Origin of the sequence: Streptomyces sp. NPDC005017 (assembly GCF_042873115.1) — a bacterium.
Taxonomy (GTDB): Bacteria; Actinomycetota; Actinomycetes; order Streptomycetales; family Streptomycetaceae; genus Streptomyces.
Genome location: NZ_JBIALD010000012.1, coordinates 137,509 through 157,194, shown reverse-complemented (window position 1 = coordinate 157,194; position 19,686 = coordinate 137,509). Strand labels below are relative to the sequence as shown.

The following is a 19,686-nucleotide window of genomic DNA, read 5'->3' as shown; positions in this document are numbered from 1 at the left end:
CCTCAGTTCAGACTCGTACGGCCGCGCGTCAGGTCCATCGCCGGCAGGGAGGGCAGATTGCGGATGATCGCCGTCTCCGCGCGCAGGAGCTTCAGCTCGTCCCGCAGCCGCGACGCCGTGTCCGGGGCCTGGAGCAGCCGCTGCTTCGTGGGCGTGTCGAGCACCATCGCGGCGGCCACCAGGTAGGACACCACGGACGGTTCGTCGGGCAGTTCGGCCCCGCTCGCGAGGGAGCGTTCGCGGGCCCCGGCCAGCCGTTTCTGGTACTGGCGGAACGCCCGCAGGGTGCCCTCCGCGAGCGCCCCCGCCTCGTCGCCCGGGTCCTCCGGCAGCGGTTCCAGTTCGGCCGTCAGGAACGGCCCCGAGGCGTCGACCGAGACCAGCCGTACCCGGGTCGTCCCGGTGGCCAGCACCTCGAACGAGCCGTCGGGCCGCTCCCGGATCGTCGCCGCGTCGGCGATACAGCCCACCCCGTGGAAGGCCTTGACGGGATCGGGGCCGAAGCCCGCGGCGGGGCCGCGTTCCGGCACCGCGTTCGGATCGGGCATGCCCGACTCGCTCGGCGCGACCTCGTGGCCGTCGCGGATGGCGACGACGGCGAACCGGCGGGCTTCCTCCTCGGGTGTCTTCAGAAGGGTCTGCATCATGGCGCGATAGCGCTCCTCGAAGACGTTCAGCGGGAGCACGAGCCCCGGGAACAGCACCGAGTTCAGCGGAAAGAGCGGCAGGCGGACGGTGGTCACGGCGCCAAAGCCTAATGGTCGGCGGAGCGTGCGCGTCCGGCGTGCCCGGTGTGCGGATGCCCGGCGCCGCCCAGTTCGACCGCCCGGCCCCCCGCGAGCAGCCCCGCCCGCACCCGCAGGAACACCCCGAGCGGCTCCTCCCCGGCCCGGTCCCAGGGGAAGGACGTGGCGTACGGGCCGGTCTGCCGCAGCTGGTCCAGGGCGTCCGCGTACCGGTCCAGCCGCACCAGCACACAGGCCAGCAGATTGCGGATCTGCGCGGGCCACGGGTCGGCCGCCGGGAACCGCGCGGACAGCGCGACGGCCCGGTCGGCGGCCGCGTCCAGCCGGGCGCGCGGCACCTCGGGCCCGCAGCCGTCGGCCAGGTACGCGAAGGCGGCCCGCACCGGCAGCGCCTGCACCAGGGAGTCCGGCGGGGCGTCCTGCGCGGCCCGGTCGGCGAAGTCGAAGCACTCCGCGTGCGAGCCGTGGTACGACGCGGCCAGATACCGCAGCGCCGCCACATGGCAGCCGTAGTGGTGCGGGGCGCGCCGGACCGCCGCCTCCCACAGCTCGCCGAAGTACTTGTGCCCGGCCCGGGTGCCGCGCGCGTGGTCCAGCGCCAGCCGCCAGGGCACCGGGTCGCGGTGGTCGCCGTGCGCGGTGGCCGTGATCGCCGGGCTCACCTCCCGCAGCAGCTCCGCGCGGGCCGGGGACCCCCACACCCGGTCCACCGCGAGCTGCGCGCCGACCAGCAGCGCGTCGGGGTCGAGCGGGGAGGCCGCACGCCACGCCTGGAACCACTCGGGGCGCGCGTGCGCGAAGAACGCCAGCCGGACGACGTACCGGTCGCGCAGCTCCCACTCGCCGCGCGCCCGGGTCCCGGCGAGCAGCAGGGCGGCCGGGGCGAAGTCGCCGCGCCCGGCGCCGACCAGCGCCGGGCCGAGGCGGTCGTCGGGCGCGTCGAGGAGCACCTCGTCGTCGGCCGGGAGTCCGGGGACGGGGTGGGGGACCCGCGCGGGGGGACGGGAGATCCGGGCGGCGCGGCGGAACGGGGGCAGCAGAGCCATGGTGTCGACCATTGAAGGACCGCAGGTCCGGCACGCGCCAGTCCCTGTGGCCAACCCGTCGAAGGTTGTACGCCCGCCGGTCAAGGGCAGGTAAAGACCGTGCTCACCGGTCACCCCGGCCGCAGCAGCCTCGTCGCCCCCGCCGCCACCGTCGTGGCCAGGATCCAGCCCAGCAGCACCAGCGCGGCACCCAGCCACTGCCAGCCGCCCTGCAACTGCCAGAGCCCCACCTGCCCGAGGTCGATCACCGGCAGCAGCAGGTCGAGGGCGAACAGCGCCGGGTTCCACGGCGGCTCCTCACCCGTGCCCATGCCGCCGCCCCCGGCCCCCGAGCCGCTCGCCGGCCGCCCGGCGTACGCGAAGGCCAGCGACCCCGCCGCCCACAGCACCGCCATCCACAACGCGGCGCGCCCCGGCCGGTAGCCGTAGGCCACGGTCCAGTCCTGGAGGTAGCCCCACACCTTGGGACCCAGCGGCAGCGTCTCGCGGCGGCGCCGCTGCTTGGCGAGCAGCACCTCGCGCGCGTCCTCGTCCTCACCGCCCGCCCGCAGCACCGCCGCCAGCCGCTCGTACGGCTCCGGGCTGTACTCGGCGGTCGCGGCGGCCACCCACGCCAGCCGCTGCGTGGGGGAGAAGGGCCCGTGCGGCACCAGGTTCTCGTAGGCGAAGCCCCCTATGTGCAGCCGCCCCGGCCCCGGCCAGCTGCTCGCCCGGTCGACCAGGTTGACGATCCGCGCCCCGGACAGCGCCACGCTGCCGAACTGCGGGGCCTCGCCCAGGAACCGCAGCTCGGGCGTCTGCACCCGGCGCAGCGACAGCTCCTGGTCCTCCGCCAGCTCCAGCCGGGCCCGCTCCAGGTCGACGGCGTCCCCGAACCGGCCGTCGTCCAGGCGGGCCCCGCCCACGCACTCGAAGGGCCGGATACGTGTCCCGCGCGGCGGGGTCACCCCGGTCGGCAGGCCGCTGCCGATGGCCGCCGGGGTCATGTACACCGTCCGCCCGACGGTCAGCTGCGGCGCGTTCAGCGCGAGCCGGGCCTCCGGGTTCACCAGCCGCGCCCCGCGCAGACTCAGCGACACGCCGACGCTCGCGCCGCGCAGACTCAGCTCGCCGTACGACTCCAGCAGCTCGGCCTGGAGGTCCTGGCCCACGCTCATGCCGTCCCCGGTGAGGGAGCGGCCGCGGCGGTCGGGGTGCACGACGGCCTGGTTCAGCATCAGGTCGGTGCCGATGTGCGCGTCGGTGAGCCGGACACCGCGGGAGAAGCGGCAGCGCGGCAGATGCAGATCGCCCTCCGTGTGCACCCGGGCCGCCTCCAGCCGGGGCACCGCGCAGTTCACCAGCCGCACCGTGGTGAAACGCGCCTCCGGCAGCAGCACCTCGCGGTCGAAACGGCAGCCGTGCAGCTCCACGTAGGGCACCACCGTGCCGCCCGCCAGATCGAAGGGGTCGGTGATCCGCACCCCGGTGAGCTTCAGCGAGGACACCCGCCCGGCCAGCGCGGGCGGCCCGTCCAGCAGCAGCCAGCACACGATCCGGGCCCGCACCGTGCGCCCCGCGCCCCAGACCCGCCCGCCGTGCGGGTCGTCGACCAGCGGATCGCCGCTGCTCAGGTCGTACGCGGTGCCGTTGCGGAACGCCTGCCACATGCCCACCTCGGCGGCCGTCAGCTCCTCCGGAGGCTCACCGTCCCCCACGGTCACGGCTGGTCACCTCCCTCCCCGGCAGCACATGGACGCGTACGACCGTGATGCCCGGTGAGTGACGGTCCGAACGCCGATGGTGAAGGTGATGTCCCACGGCCTGTATCAGCCATTGATACGCGCGGACGGCCGGTGACGGCGGTCTGGGACAATGGGCACCGTGATCTCCCGAATCGATCTGCGCGGCGACGCCCTCCCGGAGGGTCCCGCCCTGCGCGACCTGCTGCCCCGAGCCGACTTCGACGTACAGGCCGCCCTCGAGAAGGTGCGTCCCATCTGCGAGGCCGTGCATCATCGTGGCGACGCGGCGCTGATCGACTTCGCGGAGAAGTTCGACGGGGTACGGCTGGAGCGGGTGCGGGTCCCCGCCGGGGCGCTCACCGAGGCGCTCGACGAGCTCGACCCGGCCGTGCGCGCGGCACTGGAGGAGAGCATCCACCGCGCCCGCCTCGTCCACCGCGAGCAGCGCCGCACCACCCACACCACCCAGGTCGCGCCCGGCGGCACGGTCACCGAGAAGTGGGTGCCGGTCGACCGCGTCGGCCTGTACGCCCCCGGCGGCCGGTCCGTGTACCCGTCCTCCGTGGTGATGAACGTCGTGCCCGCCCAGGAGGCCGGCGTCGAGTCCATCGCGCTCGCCTCGCCCGCCCAGGCCGAGTTCGACGGCCTGCCGCACCCGACGATCCTCGCCGCGTGCGCGCTGCTGGGCGTCGACGAGGTGTACGCGGCCGGCGGCGCCACCGCCGTCGCGATGTTCGCGTACGGCACCGAGTCCTGCCCGCCCGCCAGCATGGTCACCGGCCCCGGCAACATCTGGGTCGCCGCCGCCAAGCGTTACTTCACCGGCAAGATCGGCATCGACGCGGAGGCCGGCCCGACCGAGATCGCCGTCCTCGCCGACGACACCGCCGACCCGGTCCACGTCGCCTCCGACCTGATCAGCCAGGCCGAGCACGACCCGCTCGCGGCGGCCGTCCTGGTCACCGACTCGGTGGACCTCGCGGACGCGGTCGAGAGGGAGCTGCAGACGCAGGTCGCGGCCAGCAAGCACGTCGACGACCGGATCGTCCCGGCCCTCAAGGGCAGGCAGTCCGCGATCGTGCTGGTCGACGGCGTCGAGGAGGGCCTGCGGGTCGTCGACGCGTACGGCGCCGAGCACCTGGAGATCCAGACGGCCGACGCGGCCGCCCTGGCGGACCGGGTGCGCAACGCGGGCGCGATCTTCATCGGCCCCTGGGCACCCGTGTCGCTCGGCGACTACGCCGCCGGGTCCAACCACGTCCTGCCCACCGGCGGCTGCGCCTGCCACTCCTCGGGCCTGTCCGTCCAGTCCTTCCTGCGCGGCATCCACGTCGTCGACTACACGAAGGACGCGCTGGCCGAGGTCGCCCACCACGTGGTGACGCTGGCGGAGGCGGAGGACCTGCCCGCGCACGGCGCGGCGATCAAGGCAAGGTTCGGCTGGAAGGTGCCGGAGAGCAAGTGAACGACGTAAGGATCGACGATCTTCCCGTACGGGACGAGCTGCGCGGCAAGACCCCCTACGGCGCGCCCCAGCTGGACGTACCCGTACGGCTGAACACCAACGAGAACCCCTACCCGCTGCCCGAGCCGCTGGTCGAGCGGATCGCCGAGCGGGTGCGGGAGGCGGCCCGGCACCTCAACCGCTACCCGGACCGGGACGCGGTCGAGCTGCGCACGAAGCTCGCCGAGTATCTGACGCACACCTCGGGCCACGAGGTGGGCCTCGCCAACGTGTGGGCGGCGAACGGCTCCAACGAGGTCATCCAGCAGTTGCTCCAGACCTTCGGCGGGCCGGGCCGTACCGCGATCGGCTTCGAGCCCTCGTACTCGATGCACGGCCTGATCGCGCGCGGCACGGGCACCGGCTGGATCTCGGGGCCCCGCTCCGACGACTTCACCATCGACCTCGCGGCGGCCGAGAAGGCCGTCGCCGAGCACCGGCCCGACGTCGTGTTCGTCACGACCCCCAACAACCCCACGGGCAACGCGGTCCCGGCCGAGACGGTCCTCGCGCTGTACGAGGCCGCGCAGGCCGCCAGGCCGTCGATCGTGGTGGTCGACGAGGCGTACGTCGAGTTCAGCCACGGCGACTCGCTGCTGCCGCTGCTGGCGGGCCGGCCGCATCTCGTCGTCTCCCGCACGATGTCCAAGGCGTTCGGCGCGGCGGGCCTCAGGCTCGGCTATCTCGCCGCGCACCCGGCCGTCGTGGACGCGGTCCAGCTCGTCCGGCTGCCGTACCACCTGTCGGCCGTCACCCAGGCGACCGCGCTGGCCGCGCTGGAACACACCGACACCCTGCTCGGTTATGTCGAGCAGCTGAAGGCCGAGCGGGACCGGCTGGTGAGCGAGCTGCTGGCGATCGGGTTCGAGGTGACCGCCTCGGACGCCAACTTCGTCCAGTTCGGCCGGTTCGACGGCGAGGGCGGCGCCCACGCCGCCTGGCAGAAGATCCTCGACCGGGGTGTCCTGGTCCGGGACAACGGCGTACCCGGCCGGCTGCGGGTCACCGCCGGCACCCCCGAAGAGAACGACGCGTTCCTCGACGCGGTCCGTGCTGTGTTTGCCCCGGGGGAGACCCCCGGACACCCGGCGGAGAAGAAGGAGCAGAACGCATGAACCGCGTAGGACGCGTGGAGCGGGTCACGAAGGAGACCTCGGTCCTCGTCGAGATAGACCTCGACGGCACGGGCCAGGTCGACGTGGCGACCGGTGTCGGCTTCTACGACCACATGCTCGACCAGCTCGGCCGGCACGGTCTGTTCGACCTGACCGTGAAGACCGAGGGCGATCTGCACATCGACTCGCACCACACCATCGAGGACACCGCCCTCGCGCTCGGCGCCGCCTTCAGGCAGGCCCTCGGCGACAAGGTCGGCATCTACCGCTTCGGCAACTGCACGGTCCCGCTGGACGAGTCCCTCGCCCAGGTCACGGTCGACCTGTCCGGCCGCCCGTACCTCGTGCACACCGAGCCCGAGAAGATGGCGCCGATGATCGGCGAGTACGACACCACGATGACCCGGCACATCCTGGAGTCCTTCGTCGCCCAGGCGCAGATCGCGCTGCACGTGCACGTGCCCTACGGCCGCAACGCGCACCACATCGTGGAGTGCCAGTTCAAGGCGCTCGCCCGCGCCCTGCGCTACGCCTCCGAGCGTGACCCGCGCGCGGCCGGCATCCTCCCGTCCACGAAGGGTGCCCTGTGAACGGCCTGTCGACCGTGCTGATCGTCGTCGGCCTGTTCCTGGTCGGCGGCATCATCTCCTTCGCCAAGCAGCAGATGCCCAAGAGCCTGATCGTGCTGCTCTCCATCGGCGCCGCGATGTGTCTCGCCGCGGGTGTCCTCAGGCTGGAGGTGTGGAGTTGACCGCCGGATCCAAGAAGGTCGTCGTCTTCGACTACGGCTTCGGCAACGTCCGTTCCGCCGAGCGTGCCCTCGCGCGCGTGGGCGCCGACGTCGAGATCACCCGTGACTTCGACAGGGCGATGAACGCCGACGGTCTGCTGGTGCCCGGCGTCGGCGCCTTCGCCGCCTGCATGAACGGCCTGCGCGAGGCCCGCGGCGACTGGATCGTCGACCGGCGGCTGTCCGGCGGACGCCCGGTCATGGGCATCTGCGTCGGCATGCAGATCCTCTTCGCGCGCGGCATCGAGCACGGCGTGGAGACCGAGGGCCTGGACGAGTGGCCCGGCTCGGTCGAGCCGCTCCAGGCCGAGGTCGTGCCCCACATGGGCTGGAACACCGTCGACGCCCCGGCCGACTCGCAGCTGTTCGCCGGCCTCGACGCGGACGCGCGCTACTACTTCGTGCACTCCTACGCCGTCCAGGACTGGTCGCTGGAGATCAACAACCCGCTCATCGCCGCGCCCAGGGTCACCTGGACGACCTACGGAAAGCCCTTCGTGGCCGCCGTCGAGAACGGCGCGCTGTGGGCCACGCAGTTCCACCCCGAGAAGTCCGGCGACGCCGGAGCCCAGCTCCTCACCAACTGGATCGGAACCCTGTAGAGACATGGCCAAGCTCGAACTCCTCCCCGCCGTCGACGTGCGCGACGGACAGGCCGTCCGTCTGGTGCACGGCGAGTCCGGCACCGAGACCTCCTACGGCTCCCCGCTGGAGGCCGCCCTGGCCTGGCAGCGCTCCGGCGCCGAGTGGCTGCACCTGGTCGACCTGGACGCCGCGTTCGGCACGGGCGACAACCGGGAGCTGATCGCCGAGGTCGCCAGGGCCATGGACATCAAGGTCGAGCTGTCCGGCGGCATCCGCGACGACGCCTCCCTCGCGGCGGCCCTCGCCACCGGCTGCACCCGGGTGAACCTCGGCACGGCCGCGCTGGAGACCCCCGAGTGGGTCGCCAAGGTCATCGCCGAGCACGGCGACAAGATCGCGGTGGGCCTCGACGTACGCGGCACGACCCTGCGCGGCCGCGGCTGGACCCGCGACGGCGGCGACCTCTACGAGACGCTGGAGCGCCTGAACAACGAGGGCTGCGCCCGCTACGTCGTCACCGACATCGCCAAGGACGGCACCCTCCAGGGCCCGAACCTGGAGCTGCTGAGGAACGTCTGCGCGGCCACCGACCGCCCGGTCGTCGCCTCCGGCGGCGTGTCCTCCCTGGACGACCTGCGCGCGATCTCCGAGCTGGTCCCCCTCGGCGTCGAGGGCTCGATCGTCGGCAAGGCGCTGTACGCGAAGGCGTTCACCCTGGAAGAGGCCCTGGAGGCTGTGGCGTCATGACGTCCGAGGCCGTACGGCGTGTGCAGAGCGGAAGTCCCTGGGAGGAGTCCTTCGGTTTCGCGCGCGCCGTCGCGGCGGGCGACCGGGTGCTCGTGGGCGGCACGACGTCCTTCAAGGGCACGGTGCTGTACGGGGAGGGCGACCCGTACGAGCAGGCCAGGGTGGCCTTCTCGAGCGCCCTGGGGGCGATCGCCGAGCTGGGGCTCGGGCCCGAGTCGGTGATCAGGACCCGGATGTATCTGACCCACCAGCGGGACGTCGACGAGGTGGGCCGCGCCCACAAGGAGTTCTTCGACGCCGTACGCCCGGTGGCGACCCTGCTCGTCGTGGAGGGCTTCGTCGACCCGCGCATCCTGGTCGAAGTGGAACTAGAGGCATACAGAGGAGCCGTGGATTCATGACCCTGGCGGTCCGAGTCATCCCCTGCCTGGACGTGGACAACGGCCGGGTCGTCAAGGGCGTCAACTTCCAGAACCTGCGCGACGCGGGCGACCCCGTCGAGATGGCCAAGGTGTACGACGCCGAGGGCGCCGACGAGCTGACGTTCCTGGACATCACCGCCTCGTCGGGCGACCGCGAGACGACCTACGACGTGGTGCGGCGCACCGCCGAGCAGGTGTTCATCCCGCTCACGGTCGGCGGCGGCGTCCGTACGGCCGAGGACGTGGACAAGCTGCTGCGCGCGGGCGCGGACAAGGTGGGCGTGAACACGGCCGCCATCGCCCGCCCCGAGCTGATCCGTGAGATCGCCGAGCGCTTCGGCCGCCAGGTCCTGGTCCTCTCGGTGGACGCCCGCCGCACGGAAACGGGCTCCTTCGAGGTGACCACCCACGGCGGCCGCAAGGGCACCGGCATCGACGCGGTGGAGTGGGCGCACCGGGCGGCCGAGCTGGGCGCCGGTGAGATCCTGCTGAACTCGATGGACGCCGACGGCACCAAGGACGGCTACGACATCCTCATGATCGAGGCCGTCCGCAAGCATGTGACGGTCCCCGTCATCGCCTCCGGCGGCGCGGGCCGGCTGGCCGACTTCGCCCCGGCGGTCGCGGCGGGCGCGGACGCGGTGCTCGCGGCGTCCGTCTTCCACTTCGGCGATCTGCGCATCGGCGAGGTGAAGAACGCCCTGCGCGAGGCGGGTCACCCCGTGCGCTAACGCCGCCCCCTCGCTGAGGCGAGCCCCGGTCTCCAGGAGGCCGGGGCTCGCCTCGCTGCTGCTCGCCGTCCGGGGCCGGGTGCCGCACGCCGGACGGGTCGCGGGGGCCGCCGTCCTCGCCGGGTGCGTGGCGATCGGGGCCCTCGCCTTCGTGCCCCGGCTCGCCGCAGCCGTCGCGGTGGCCCTGCTCGCCGGACTGCTCGCCGGACTCGGCGGCGCGCTGTGCGGCGCCCTGCTCCGGACGCGGTCCGACCCGGCGTGCCCGGGCCGCGTCGCATCCGTCGCGAGCCTGGTCAGCCTCGGTCTCGCGCTGCTGAGCATGCCGCTGTCCGCCGCGACCGTCGGCGCCCGGGGCACCGGCCCCGTCTTCGTGGTCAGCGCGGCCGTGTGCGGTCTCGGCGGCGTCGTCGCCTTGGGCGTCCGCGACCTGCGCCGGGCCGAACCGCCCCGCTGAGTCAGATCCCCAGCTGCTTGCCCGCGTGGAGCTTGGCGATGGCGTCCGGGTCGCCGTCCACGCCGACCGTGGCCGCCGCCTGGCGGCCGTAGAGGTACAACAGGAGCTCGGAGGGTTCGCCGGTCACCGTGACCACCGGGGTGCCGCGGTGGGCGACCGTCGTCTGGCCGTCGGGGCGGCGCAGGACGAGGCCCGTGGCGGCGCCGCGGCCCATGAGGCGGGCGGTGCGCTCCATCCGGGACCACAGGGCGTCCTGGAAGACCGGGTCCAGGTCGCGCGTGCTCCAGTCGGGCTGGGCGCGCCGGACGTCCTCGGTGTGGACGTAGAACTCGATCGTGTTGGAGACCTCGTCGATCTGCTTGAGGTTGAACGGGTGAAAGCGCGGCGGGCCGGTCCGGATCAGCTGGATCAGCTCCTCGTACGGCTTGGCCGCGAACTCCTCCATCGCCTTGTCCAGGCGCGAGGAGAGCTGCTTGAGCACGAGGCCGCCGGCGGCGTCGGGGCGCCGCTCGCGCACCACCACGTGCGCGGCCAGGTCACGGGTCAGCCACCCCTCGCACAGCGTCGGGGCGTCGGGACCGGCGGTTTCCAAGAGGTCGGCGAGCAGGAGCCGTTCACGCTTGGCGAAGGTCGACATGCGGAAAGCCTACGACCGTGTGAAAGCTCCGCCCAGCGCACGTACCCCGTGGGCGCGCCGTCCGTGCCGGGCGCCGTCCGCCGGACACCCGGTGTCCACGCCGGGGTCCGCCCAATGGACACGGCCCGTAACGGTCCGTGCCGCGCGGCACAATGGCTGACATGACCAGTACGCCCCAGCCCAGCGGCCTCGACCCCGAGATCGCCGCGCGTCTCAAGCGCAGCCCGGACGGCCTCGTGCCCGCCATCGCCCAGCAGTACGACACCGGAGAGGTGCTGATGCTGGGCTGGATGGACGACGAGGCGCTGCATCGCACCCTCACTACCGGCCGCTGCACGTACTGGTCCCGCAGCCGCCGGGAGTACTGGGTCAAGGGCGACACCTCCGGGCACTTCCAGTGGGTGAGGTCCGTGGCGCTGGACTGCGACGCCGACACCGTGCTCGTCCAGGTCGACCAGGTGGGCGCCGCCTGCCACACCGGCGCCCGCACCTGCTTCGACGCCGACGTCCTGCTCAAGGACGCCGGGGTCGCCCAGGACGTGTCCGACGGCCCCGCGGCCCAGGATCAGTAAGGTCAGCGCGCATGGATCTCGACACGTTCCGCAAGCTGGCCACCGACCGGCGCGTCATCCCCGTCACCCGCAAGCTCCTCGCCGACGGTGACACCCCGGTCGGGCTCTACCGCAAGCTCGCCGCCGAGCGCCCCGGCACCTTCCTGCTGGAGTCCGCGGAGAACGGCCGCTCGTGGTCCCGCTACTCGTTCGTGGGCGTCCGCTCCGCCGCCACCCTGACGACCCGCGACGGCCGGGCGCACTGGCTCGGCACCCCGCCCGTCGGCGTCCCCGCCGACGGCGACCCGCTGGCCGCCCTGCGCGCCACCGTCGAGGCCCTGCACACCCCGCACCAGGAGGGCATGCCGCCCTTCACCGGCGGCATGGTCGGCTACCTCGGCTACGACATCGTGCGCCGCCTGGAGAAGATCGGCCCCGGCGAGCACGACGACCTGAAGCTGCCCGAGCTGACCATGCTCCTCACCAGCGACCTCGCGGTGATGGACCACTGGGAGGGCTCGGTCCTGCTGATCGCCAACGCGATCAACCACAACGACCTCGACACCGGTGTCGACGAGGCCCACGCGGACGCCGTGGCCCGGCTCGACGCCATGGAGGCCGACCTGGCCCGCCCGGTCGCCCAGCCCCCGGGCGTGCTGCCGCCCTCCGAGCTGCCCGAGTACACCGCGCGGTGGGGCGGCCCCGAGTTCCAGGCGGCGGTCGAGGACATCAAGGAGCGCATCCGCGCGGGCGAGGCCTTCCAGGTCGTGCCCTCCCAGCGCTTCGAGACGCCGTGCACCGCGAGCGCACTGGACGTCTACCGGGTGCTGCGGGCCACCAACCCCTCGCCGTACATGTACCTGATCCGGTTCCCCCACGGGGACGGCGGGGCCTTCGACGTCGTCGGCTCCTCCCCGGAGGCCCTGGTCAAGGTCGAGGACGGGCGGGCCATGGTCCACCCCATCGCCGGCACCCGGCCCCGCGGCGCCACCCCGCAGGAGGACCAGGCCCTCGCCGACGAGCTGCTCGCCGACCCCAAGGAACGCGCCGAGCACCTGATGCTCGTCGACCTAGGGCGCAACGACCTCGGGCGGGTCTGCGAGCCCGGCTCCGTCGAGGTCGTCGACTTCATGTCCATCGAGCGGTACTCGCACGTCATGCACATCGTCTCCACGGTCACCGGCCGGGTCGCCCCCGGCCGCACCGCCTTCGACGTGCTCACCGCCTGCTTCCCGGCCGGCACGCTCTCCGGCGCGCCCAAGCCCCGCGCGATGCAGATCATCGACGAGCTGGAGCCCGCCCGGCGCGGTCTGTACGGCGGCTGTGTCGGCTACCTCGACTTCGCCGGCGACTCCGACACCGCCATCGCCATCCGCACCGCCCTGCTGCGCGACGGCACCGCCTACGTCCAGGCCGGGGCCGGCGTCGTCGCCGACTCCGACCCGGTCGCCGAGGACCAGGAGTGCCGCAACAAGGCGGCCGCCGTCCTGCGCGCCGTGCACACCGCCAACCGCCTCGGGGACCGGGCGTGAAACCCCCCGCGCCGACAATGGGGTGATTGTCACGCGAACCCCGGGTGACGAACCGCCCGGGGTCGGGGCGATAGTGGACTACGTGACTGCTGCCGTACCTCACCCCCGAACCGAAGCCGCGCGACCCGCCGGGAGCGGCCGCCGCAGCCTCGCCCTGGCCCTGCTGTCCGGCGCGCTCGGCGCGGCCGTGGCGCTGCTGGCCACCCGGCAGCGCTGGGCGCAGGGCACCGCGACCGTGGCCGGCGGCGACTTCTCCGTGACCGCCAGCGGCAGCGACGTCACCGGCGTCCCCGCCGCCCTGGCCATAGTGGGCCTGGCCGCGCTCGTCGCCGTCTTCGCCGTCCGCAGGGCCGGCCGCTTCCTGGTCGCCGGACTGCTCGCGCTCTGCGGCGCCGGCACCATCGCCGCCGCCCTCGCCGGCGCCTCCGACCGCGCGGCGCTCGACGAGAAGGCCGCCGAGGTCTCCGGCGACACCGCCGCCACGGTCGGCGCCCTCGGCCACACCGCGTGGCCCTACGTCGCCGCCGCCGGCGGTCTGCTGATCCTGCTGGCCGGCCTGCTCGCACTGCGCTACGGCCGGCTCTGGCCCGCCATGTCCGGCCGCTACGAGCGCGCCGGGACCGTCCGGCCGCGCCGCACCCGGACGACCACCGACCCCGACCGCCCCGAGGACCTGTGGAAGGCCCTCGACCGCGGCGAGGACCCCACCGGCACCGAACCGGCGTAGGGCCCGGACGGGAGAGGGACTTCCGGCCCCCGGCCACAAGTCCCGATGTGGTGAAACCGACGTGATCGGTTGCCACCCCCGCCTCCGGCACGCGCACGCGTACGGGACAATGGACGACGAGCGTCAGGCTCACCCACGCACACGGCTACGAGGAGCAAGCAATGGCGGACAGCAGCCACGGTCACGGTCACACCCCGGCCGCCTGGACGGGTGTCATCATCGCCTTCATCGGTTTCGGCGTCGCGGGCGCGTTCATGGTGATGGACAACCCGCTCGGTTTCTGGGGCGGCATGGCGATCGTGGTTCTCGCCGGAGTCGTCGGCGTCGGCATGCGCGCCGCGGGCCTGGGTGCCCCCAAGGCTGAGCCGCTGGCCATGGTCAAGGCCCCCGCGGTGAAGGCGCCCGTCACCCGTGAGCCGGTGCCCGCCGAGGGCTGAGCCCCCGGGCCGCCCCCGCGCGGCCCGCGTGACACGACGCTCGCGGCACAGCCGCACACCGAAGGGGCGGCCCGGCACCGGGCCGCCCCTTCGCGCGCCCGCTCGCCCCGCCCGGGGCACAATGCGAGACGTGAACGCCGACAGCGGACCCACGGCCCGCACCACGCCCCTCCTCCGGCTGGCCGTGCCCGCGGGAGTACTCACCGCGGTCGCCGGGGCCTTCGCCTACGTCGGCACGGTCGACCCCAACGAGCCGGGCCACTACCCGGTCTGCCCGCTGCTGCGCTTCACCGGCCTGTACTGCCCCGGCTGCGGCGGACTGCGCAGCGCGCACGCCTTCGTGCACGGCGACCTGCCGGCCGCCCTGCACGCCAACGCGCCGGCCGTCGCCGCCTACCTCGGCTTCGCCGTGCTGTGGACCGTCTGGGTGGTCCGCGCGGCGCGCGGCAGGCCGCTGCGGATCGATCTCGGCCCGGCGCACCTGTGGGCTTTGGGGACGTTGTTGCTGGTCTTCACGGTTGTCCGGAACCTGCCCTTCGGCAGCTGGCTCCATCCTTGATCGACCACGGAATGTCCAGGTACTGGGACCGCCGTCAACCGGATGCGAGGCCTACGCCCTCCTCCGGATACCATCGCAGTGACCATTGTTTTACCCCTGGTCGCAGGAACCGCCAACCGTCTGGAAGGGGGCCGCTCGCGTGAGTGTGCTCGACGAGATCATCGACGGAGTCCGTGCCGACCTCGCGGAGCGGCAGGCGCGCGTCAGCCTCGACGAGCTCAAGGAGCGCGCGGCGAAGGCCCGCTCGGCCAAGGACGGCGTGGCCGCGCTGCGCGGCGACGGCGTCAAGGTGATCTGCGAGGTCAAGCGCTCCAGCCCCTCCAAGGGGGCGCTGGCCGCCATCGCGGACCCGGCCGGACTCGCCGCGGACTACGAGGCAGGCGGCGCGGCCGTCATCTCGGTCCTCACCGAGCAGCGCCGCTTCGGCGGTTCGCTCGCCGACCTGGAGGCGGTCCGCGCCCGCGTGGACATCCCGGTCCTGCGCAAGGACTTCATCGTCACCTCGTACCAGCTGTGGGAGGCCCGCGCGTACGGCGCCGACCTCGCCCTGCTGATCGTGGCCGCCCTCGACCAGCCGGCCCTGGAGTCGCTGATCGAGCGCGCCGAGTCCATCGGTCTGACCCCGCTCGTCGAGGTGCACGACGAGGACGAGGTCGAGCGCGCGGTCGACGCGGGCGCGAAGGTCATCGGCGTCAACGCCCGCAACCTCAAGACCCTGGAGGTCGACCGCTCGACCTTCGAGCGCGTCGCCCCGGAGATCCCCGAGCACATCGTGAAGATCGCCGAGTCCGGCATCCGAGGCCCGCACGACCTCATCGCCTACGCCAACGCCGGGGCCGACGCCGTGCTGGTCGGCGAGTCCCTGGTGACGGGCAAGGACCCCAAGAGCGCCGTCGCCGACCTGGTGGCAGCGGGCGAACACCCGGCACTGCGCCACGGCCGCAGCTGATCACCCGGTAGGGTTTGGGCGATGACTCCGACGACTCCTGTGACGACCACGGATCGGTACGCGCGCCTGGCGCGCGGTTGCCGGCCCCGCGGTTGCCGTGCCCCCGCCCGCCGGGTGCACGGCCGCAGGGTGCGTTACGTCATCGGGGACGAGCCCGGGCAGGTCAACGGCCGTCGATGGCAGCGCGCCCATTAGGGGCGCGGGGCTCCGTTCGATGTGCGGCTACCGCCGCGTGGGCGCGATCAGCCTCGACAGGTGCGCAGCCCAGTGACAACCCCGCCCCCACGGCGATCAGTGTTCTTCCATCACACTCACCGTGAGGCTCACGCATGCCCAGCACCTACTTCCTCCCCGACCCGGAGGGTCAGGTACCCAGCCCCGAAGGCTACTTCGGGGCCTTCGGCGGCAAGTTCATCCCGGAGGCCCTCGTCGCCGCGGTCGACGAGGTCGCCGTGGAGTTCGAGAAGGCCAAGAACGACCCCGAGTTCGCCCGGGAGCTCGACGACCTGCTGGTGAACTACACCGGTCGGCCCAGCGCCCTCACCGAGGTCCCCCGCTTCGCCGAGCACGCCGGCGGCGCCCGGATCTTCCTGAAGCGGGAAGACCTCAACCACACCGGCTCGCACAAGATCAACAACGTGCTCGGCCAGGCCCTGCTCACCAAGCGCATGGGCAAGACGAGGGTCATCGCCGAGACCGGTGCCGGCCAGCACGGCGTCGCCACGGCCACGGCCTGCGCGCTGTTCGGCCTCGACTGCACCATCTACATGGGCGAGATCGACACCCGGCGCCAGGCCCTCAACGTGGCCCGGATGCGCATCCTCGGCGCCGAGGTCGTCGCCGTGAAGTCCGGCAGCCGCACCCTCAAGGACGCCATCAACGAGGCGTTCCGCGACTGGGTCGCCAACGTCGACCACACGCACTACCTCTTCGGCACGGTCGCGGGCCCGCACCCGTTCCCGGCCATGGTCCGCGACTTCCACCGCGTCATCGGCGTGGAGACCCGCCGCCAGCTGCTGGAGCGCGCGGGACGGCTGCCCGACGCGGCGGTCGCCTGTGTCGGCGGCGGCTCCAACGCCATCGGCCTGTTCCACGCGTTCATCCCCGACACCTCCGTCCGGCTGATCGGCTGCGAGCCGGCCGGCCACGGCGTCGACACCGGCGAGCACGCGGCGACCCTGACCGCGGGCGAGCCCGGCATCCTGCACGGCTCGCGGTCCTACGTCCTCCAGGACGACGAGGGCCAGATCACCGAGCCGTACTCGATCTCGGCCGGTCTGGACTACCCCGGCATCGGCCCGGAGCACTCCTACCTCAAGGACAGCGGCCGCGCCGAGTACCGCGCGGTCACCGACGACGCGGCCATGCGGGCACTGCGCCTGCTGTCGCGCACCGAGGGCGTCATCCCGGCCATCGAGAGCGCCCACGCGCTGGCCGGCGCCCTGGAGGTCGGCAAGGAGCTGGGCCCGGACGGGCTGATCGTGATCAACCTGTCCGGCCGCGGCGACAAGGACATGGACACGGCCGCGCGCTACTTCGGCCTGTACGACACCGACGCCGAGGTCGCGGCCGACGCCGCCGACACCGCCGAGATCGAGGGGGACGCCAAGTGAGCGGGAACATCCGACTGCTGACCGACACCCTCGCGGGCGCCAGGGCCGAGGGCCGCGCCGCCCTCATCGCCTACCTCCCGGCCGGGTTCCCGACCGTGGACGGCGGGATCGAGGCCGTCAAGGCCGCGCTGGACGGCGGCGCCGACGTCGTCGAGGTGGGGCTGCCGCACAGCGACCCGGTCCTGGACGGCCCCGTCATCCAGACCGCCGACGACATCGCCCTGCGCGGCGGTGTGCGGATCGCGGACGTCATGCGCACGGTCAAGGAGGCCCACGCGGCCACCGGCAAGCCGATCCTGGTCATGACGTACTGGAACCCCATCGACCGCTACGGCGTGGAGCGCTTCACCGCCGAGCTCGCCGAGGCGGGCGGCGCCGGGTGCATCCTGCCCGACCTGCCCGTGCAGGAGTCGGCGCTGTGGAGGGAGCACGCCGAGAAGCACGGCCTCGCGACCGTCTTCGTCGTGGCGCCGAGCAGCAAGGACGAGCGGCTGCGCGAGATCACCGCGGCGGGCAGCGGCTTCGTCTACGCCGCCTCGCTGATGGGCGTCACGGGCACCCGCGAGTCGGTCGGCACGCAGGCCCAGAACCTGGTGGAGCGCACCCGCGCCACCACCGACCTGCCGGTCTGTGTCGGCCTCGGTGTCTCCGACGCGGTCCAGGCGGCCGAGGTCGGCGGGTTCGCCGACGGGGTGATCGTCGGCTCGGCGTTCGTCAAGCGGATGCTGGACGCGCCGGACGACGCGGCCGGGATCGAGGCGGTCCGCGAGCTGGCGGGCGACCTCGCGAAGGGCGTGCGCGGACAGGCGTGACGGCGGCCCCGGCAGGGGTTCGGAGTCAGCGCATTTCGTACAACTCACTCGAACGGGTGGACCTGGGACCGGGGAGGCGCGCTGCGCCTCCCCGGTTCGTTTCCGGGGTGTGAGCGAGAAGAATCGTGACGGAAAGCGCACGGCCCGGGAGCGGCTGGCGGTCGAGCGGGAGAAGCAGCGGGCCGCCGAGAAGCGACGGCGCGCGCTGATCGTGGGCGCCAGCGTCGTCTGCGTACTGGGCCTCGCGGCGGTGATCGGCGTGGTCGCCGCGAACGCGGGCAAGGACGACGGCAGCGACAGCGCGGGACCGGTCGTGGCGCCCTCGGGAGCCCAGGGCAAGGACGGTCTCGCCATCCCGGTCGGCGAGGAGGGCGCCAGGTCGACGCTCACCATCTGGGAGGACTTCCGCTGCCCGGCCTGCCAGGCCTTCGAGACCGCGTACCGGCCCACGATCCACGAGCTGACCGAGGCCGGGAAACTGAAGGTGGAGTACCACCTCGCCACCATCATCGACGGCAACATGGGCGGCACCGGCTCCCGCAAGGCGGCCAACGCCGCGGCCTGCGCCCAGGACGCCGGGAAGTTCACCCCGTACCACGACGTGCTCTACGACAACCAGCCGCCCGAGACCGACGACGCCTTCGCCGACGAGGACAAGCTGATCGAGCTGGCCGCCAAGGTCGACGGCCTGGACACGCCCGCCTTCCGCACCTGTGTGCAGGAGGGACGGCACAACAGCTGGGTGGAGAAGTCCAACGAGGCCTTCCAGAACGGCGGGTTCTCCGGCACCCCGACCGTGCTGCTCGACGGCCAGAACATCTACCAGGACCAGTCGATGACCCCGGAGAAGCTGAAGCAGATGGTGGAGGCCGCACAGGGATGAGCGGACGCGCGGCCCCGTTATGGAGCCGTAGCCGGGCCGCCCGTCGCCGGGCGCGTCCGGCAGGGTAGCGTCGACCTTGCCATGGAACTTGCCTACATTCCCAGCCCGTCGCGCGGGGTGCTGCACCTCGGCCCCATCCCGCTGCGCGGCTACGCGTTCTGCATCATCATCGGCGTCTTCGTGGCCGTCTGGCTCGGCAACAGGCGCTGGATCGCCCGCGGCGGGCGGGCCGGCACGGTCGCCGACATCGCTGTCTGGGCGGTGCCGTTCGGCCTTGTCGGAGGCCGGCTCTACCACGTGATCACGGACTACGAGCTGTACTTCAGCGAGGGCCGTGACTGGGTGGACGCCCTGAAGATCTGGGAAGGCGGCCTCGGTATCTGGGGGGCCATCGCGCTGGGCGCGGTGGGCGCCTGGATCGGCTGCCGCCGCCGCGGCATCCCGCTGCCCGCCTACGCCGACGCCGTCGCGCCCGGCATCGCGCTCGCGCAGGCCATCGGCCGCTGGGGCAACTGGTTCAACCAGGAGCTGTACGGGCGGGAGACCGACCTCCCCTGGGCCCTGCACATCACGTCCTCCACGGACGGCCGGATGCCGGGCTACTACCACCCGACGTTCCTGTACGAGTCGCTGTGGTGCGTCGGTGTCGCGCTGCTGGTCATCTGGGCCGACCGGCGCTTCAAGCTGGGCCACGGCCGGGCGTTCGCGCTCTATGTCGCGGCGTACTGCGCGGGCCGGTTCTGGATCGAGTACATGCGCGTCGACGAGGCCCACCACATCCTCGGTCTGCGGCTGAACAACTGGACCGCGCTGCTGGTCTTCGTGCTCGCCGTGGTCTACATCGTGGTGTCGGCGAAGAAGCGGCCCGGCCGTGAGCCGGTGGTCGAGCCCGGGGCGCAGACCGCACCCGAGGACGACACCGCGCAGGCCAAGGGCGACGCCGCCGGGTCCGGGGACGACGAGCCCGCGGACGCGGACGGGAGCGACGGCGCCGGGGGCGGAGCCGGGGCGGACGCGGAGCCGGAGTCCGGGCCCGCGAAGGCGGGGACCGCGGCCGACGCCGAGGAAGTGGAGTCCGAGTCCGCGAAGAAGGGCTGAGGACACCGACATCGCCGAAGGGCG

23 protein-coding genes and 1 pseudogene are annotated in these 19,686 nt (G+C 73.0%); 20 read left to right on the top strand and 4 right to left on the bottom strand.

Annotation, left to right across the window (positions count from 1 at the left end; all coding sequences use genetic code 11):
* Positions 1 to 2: 2 nt before the first annotated feature.
* The 3 genes from ACFYR0_RS20155 to ACFYR0_RS20145 all read right to left on the bottom strand — a co-directional run bounded on the left by ACFYR0_RS20155 (position 3) and on the right by ACFYR0_RS20145 (position 3,495).
* Entirely contained in the window at positions 3 to 743 is a 741-nt protein-coding gene (locus tag ACFYR0_RS20155) for an LON peptidase substrate-binding domain-containing protein (protein WP_389329517.1), read from the bottom strand.
* 11 nt (positions 744 to 754) lie between these two features.
* Positions 755 to 1,804, bottom strand: a complete 1,050-nt coding sequence (locus ACFYR0_RS20150; RefSeq protein WP_389329514.1) for a hypothetical protein — start codon at positions 1,802 to 1,804, stop codon at positions 755 to 757.
* A 98-nt stretch (positions 1,805 to 1,902) separates the two neighbouring features.
* Positions 1,903 to 3,495 carry an oxidoreductase gene (locus tag ACFYR0_RS20145; protein WP_389329511.1) on the bottom strand — a complete coding sequence of 531 codons (1,593 nt, stop codon included), beginning with the start codon at positions 3,493 to 3,495 and terminating at the stop codon, positions 1,903 to 1,905.
* Positions 3,496 to 3,655: 160 nt separating this feature from the next.
* Here ACFYR0_RS20145 and hisD point away from each other — a divergent pair, with 160 nt between their 5' ends.
* The 9 genes and pseudogenes from hisD to ACFYR0_RS20100 all read left to right on the top strand — a co-directional run.
* The gene (gene hisD / locus ACFYR0_RS20140) at positions 3,656 to 4,981 is read left to right on the top strand and encodes a histidinol dehydrogenase (RefSeq protein ID WP_389329508.1); all 1,326 of its coding nucleotides are present in this window, start codon (positions 3,656 to 3,658) and stop codon (positions 4,979 to 4,981) included.
* A complete protein-coding gene (locus ACFYR0_RS20135; protein ID WP_389329505.1) occupies positions 4,978 to 6,135 on the top strand; it encodes a histidinol-phosphate transaminase in 1,158 nt (385 codons plus the stop codon). Before hisD ends, ACFYR0_RS20135 begins: the two co-directional genes overlap by 4 nt.
* Positions 6,132 to 6,725 (top strand): imidazoleglycerol-phosphate dehydratase HisB, encoded by a 594-nt coding sequence (gene hisB / locus ACFYR0_RS20130; RefSeq protein WP_389329502.1) that lies wholly within the window; start codon positions 6,132 to 6,134, stop codon positions 6,723 to 6,725. Before ACFYR0_RS20135 ends, hisB begins: the two co-directional genes overlap by 4 nt.
* Positions 6,722 to 6,886 carry a hypothetical protein gene (locus ACFYR0_RS20125; protein ID WP_386380335.1) on the top strand — a complete coding sequence of 55 codons (165 nt, stop codon included), beginning with the start codon at positions 6,722 to 6,724 and terminating at the stop codon, positions 6,884 to 6,886. Before hisB ends, ACFYR0_RS20125 begins: the two co-directional genes overlap by 4 nt.
* Complete coding sequence (gene hisH, locus ACFYR0_RS20120) at positions 6,877 to 7,527, top strand: imidazole glycerol phosphate synthase subunit HisH (protein ID WP_389329499.1); 651 nt, start codon at positions 6,877 to 6,879, stop codon at positions 7,525 to 7,527. Before ACFYR0_RS20125 ends, hisH begins: the two co-directional genes overlap by 10 nt.
* Before the next feature lie 4 nt (positions 7,528 to 7,531).
* Complete coding sequence (priA, locus tag ACFYR0_RS20115) at positions 7,532 to 8,257, top strand: bifunctional 1-(5-phosphoribosyl)-5-((5-phosphoribosylamino)methylideneamino)imidazole-4-carboxamide isomerase/phosphoribosylanthranilate isomerase PriA (RefSeq protein WP_389329496.1); 726 nt, start codon at positions 7,532 to 7,534, stop codon at positions 8,255 to 8,257.
* The gene (locus tag ACFYR0_RS20110) at positions 8,254 to 8,658 is read left to right on the top strand and encodes a RidA family protein (protein ID WP_389329493.1); all 405 of its coding nucleotides are present in this window, start codon (positions 8,254 to 8,256) and stop codon (positions 8,656 to 8,658) included. The genes priA and ACFYR0_RS20110 overlap by 4 nt, the downstream gene beginning before the upstream one ends.
* Positions 8,655 to 9,410, top strand: coding sequence for an imidazole glycerol phosphate synthase subunit HisF (gene hisF, locus ACFYR0_RS20105; protein WP_389329490.1), 756 nt, complete (start codon positions 8,655 to 8,657; stop codon positions 9,408 to 9,410). Before ACFYR0_RS20110 ends, hisF begins: the two co-directional genes overlap by 4 nt.
* Positions 9,411 to 9,453: 43 nt before the next feature.
* A pseudogene (locus ACFYR0_RS20100) lies at positions 9,454 to 9,864 on the top strand (MFS transporter); the annotation flags it as partial.
* Position 9,865: 1 nt separating this feature from the next.
* On the opposite strand, the gene ACFYR0_RS20095 reads toward ACFYR0_RS20100, so the two are convergent.
* A complete protein-coding gene (locus tag ACFYR0_RS20095) occupies positions 9,866 to 10,501 on the bottom strand; it encodes a TIGR03085 family metal-binding protein (RefSeq protein ID WP_389329487.1) in 636 nt (211 codons plus the stop codon).
* Between the two features lie 161 nt (positions 10,502 to 10,662).
* Here ACFYR0_RS20095 and hisI point away from each other — a divergent pair, with 161 nt between their 5' ends.
* From hisI to lgt, 11 genes are all read left to right on the top strand, one after another.
* Entirely contained in the window at positions 10,663 to 11,073 is a 411-nt protein-coding gene (hisI, locus tag ACFYR0_RS20090) for a phosphoribosyl-AMP cyclohydrolase (RefSeq protein WP_389329484.1), read from the top strand.
* Between the two features lie 11 nt (positions 11,074 to 11,084).
* Positions 11,085 to 12,584, top strand: coding sequence for an anthranilate synthase component I (locus tag ACFYR0_RS20085; RefSeq protein ID WP_389329481.1), 1,500 nt, complete (start codon positions 11,085 to 11,087; stop codon positions 12,582 to 12,584).
* Between the two features lie 73 nt (positions 12,585 to 12,657).
* Positions 12,658 to 13,311, top strand: a complete 654-nt coding sequence (locus ACFYR0_RS20080) for a TIGR02234 family membrane protein (RefSeq protein ID WP_389329478.1) — start codon at positions 12,658 to 12,660, stop codon at positions 13,309 to 13,311.
* Between the two features lie 161 nt (positions 13,312 to 13,472).
* The gene (locus ACFYR0_RS20075; RefSeq protein WP_386380324.1) at positions 13,473 to 13,748 is read left to right on the top strand and encodes an HGxxPAAW family protein; all 276 of its coding nucleotides are present in this window, start codon (positions 13,473 to 13,475) and stop codon (positions 13,746 to 13,748) included.
* A 121-nt stretch (positions 13,749 to 13,869) separates the two neighbouring features.
* Positions 13,870 to 14,307: a DUF2752 domain-containing protein gene (locus ACFYR0_RS20070; RefSeq protein WP_386380323.1), complete on the top strand. Its 438-nt coding sequence runs from the start codon at positions 13,870 to 13,872 to the stop codon at positions 14,305 to 14,307.
* Between the two features lie 139 nt (positions 14,308 to 14,446).
* Positions 14,447 to 15,256 carry an indole-3-glycerol phosphate synthase TrpC gene (gene trpC, locus ACFYR0_RS20065; RefSeq protein WP_389329474.1) on the top strand — a complete coding sequence of 270 codons (810 nt, stop codon included), beginning with the start codon at positions 14,447 to 14,449 and terminating at the stop codon, positions 15,254 to 15,256.
* Between the two features lie 21 nt (positions 15,257 to 15,277).
* On the top strand, positions 15,278 to 15,451 hold the full coding sequence (trpM, locus tag ACFYR0_RS20060; RefSeq protein ID WP_389329471.1) for a tryptophan biosynthesis modulator TrpM: 174 nt from the start codon (positions 15,278 to 15,280) through the stop codon (positions 15,449 to 15,451).
* A 134-nt stretch (positions 15,452 to 15,585) separates the two neighbouring features.
* Entirely contained in the window at positions 15,586 to 16,869 is a 1,284-nt protein-coding gene (trpB, locus tag ACFYR0_RS20055) for a tryptophan synthase subunit beta (RefSeq protein WP_389329468.1), read from the top strand.
* Positions 16,866 to 17,681, top strand: a complete 816-nt coding sequence (gene trpA, locus ACFYR0_RS20050; protein WP_389329465.1) for a tryptophan synthase subunit alpha — start codon at positions 16,866 to 16,868, stop codon at positions 17,679 to 17,681. The genes trpB and trpA overlap by 4 nt, the downstream gene beginning before the upstream one ends.
* 109 nt (positions 17,682 to 17,790) lie before the next feature.
* Positions 17,791 to 18,564, top strand: coding sequence for a DsbA family protein (locus ACFYR0_RS20045; protein ID WP_389329462.1), 774 nt, complete (start codon positions 17,791 to 17,793; stop codon positions 18,562 to 18,564).
* An 81-nt stretch (positions 18,565 to 18,645) separates the two neighbouring features.
* A complete protein-coding gene (gene lgt, locus ACFYR0_RS20040) occupies positions 18,646 to 19,662 on the top strand; it encodes a prolipoprotein diacylglyceryl transferase (RefSeq protein ID WP_389329459.1) in 1,017 nt (338 codons plus the stop codon).
* Positions 19,663 to 19,686: the final 24 nt, after the last annotated feature.